Source organism: Bradyrhizobium sp. STM 3809 (assembly GCF_000239795.1).
Classification (GTDB): Bacteria; Pseudomonadota; Alphaproteobacteria; order Rhizobiales; family Xanthobacteraceae; genus Bradyrhizobium.
Genome location: NZ_CAFJ01000426.1, coordinates 1 through 993 on the forward strand (window position 1 = coordinate 1; position 993 = coordinate 993).

Below are 993 nucleotides of genomic sequence, written 5' to 3' on the forward strand. Positions count from 1 at the left end.
CAACGCCGCGGACAATGTGCCGAATTGCATGACAGACCGATGACGGAGGATGTCAGCGCGACGGGATCTCATCGGCGCGCAGGATGTTCAGGCGCTCGCCGGGTTTCAGGCTGTGCGGCCGCTCGCGCACCTCGAGCATCGCCTGCTCGGCCTTTTCGACACAGTCGTCGAACTCGCCATTGCCGGCCTCGACCAGCGCCTGCTGAATGTCCCGCTCGGCGAAATAGCGCGACACGTCGTCAGCCGGCAGGCCTGCTGCCAGGACCCGCGCTTCGGCGACCGCGGCGTCACAGCTTTCCCGGGTCGGCTCCTCGCCGTGCGCCGGCGCGCTCGCGACCGACAAAGCGAGGGCGACGATGACGAGGCAAGGCAGGCGGGACATTGGACGATCCGAACGCGTCATCTCTCAAAGACGAGGCGCCGGTTCGCAAACCGGCGCCGATGGCGATGGCAGATCCGGCGGGACGACGCCCGCCGGACCGCTGCGGGTCAATCAATCGCGATTGAAGGCCCAGTGACCCCAATGACCCCAGTGGCCCCAATGATCCCAATCGTGCCAGTGGTGGTGCTCCTGAGCGAGCTTGCGGGCCAGCTCCTTGTTCTTCTCGACCAGCAGCTGCGGCGTGCCATGGGTGCGGACGAAGATCGGGTTCGCATAGAACCAGACGTTCGACCAAGCCTGCACGTCGTTGGTGACCTTCTTCACGCCGTTGACCACGCCGAGATGCGACGGGCACGCCGCGTCGGTGCAGCTGACGTTGACGTTGTTGAGGTCGAGCAGCGGGTTGCCGGCGCTGTCGGAGACGTTCGGGGTCGCCGGCGGGATGTTGGTGCCGCGGGCGCGGATGTAGAACGGCGTGCTGCCGGCGGTGAAGGTGGTCCGGAAGCTGAGCCGGGTCGAACCATCGCGGAGCTTGTAGCTCTGCATCCTGGTCGCCTGGATCTGCTTCGCGATCTTCGTCGACGGATTGTAGACGATGTCGGCACCGGCGG

The 993-nt window shown here is 66.2% G+C and carries 1 protein-coding gene and 1 pseudogene; both read right to left on the reverse strand.

The genetic code is table 11. The features are described 5' to 3' along the window. Positions 1 to 52 precede the first annotated feature (52 nt). Entirely contained in the window at positions 53 to 382 is a 330-nt protein-coding gene (locus tag BRAS3809_RS20385) for a hypothetical protein (RefSeq protein WP_008963938.1), read from the reverse strand. A gap of 111 nt (positions 383 to 493) precedes the next feature. Continuing rightward, positions 494 to 993 (reverse strand): annotated as a pseudogene (locus tag BRAS3809_RS20390) (hypothetical protein); the annotation flags it as partial.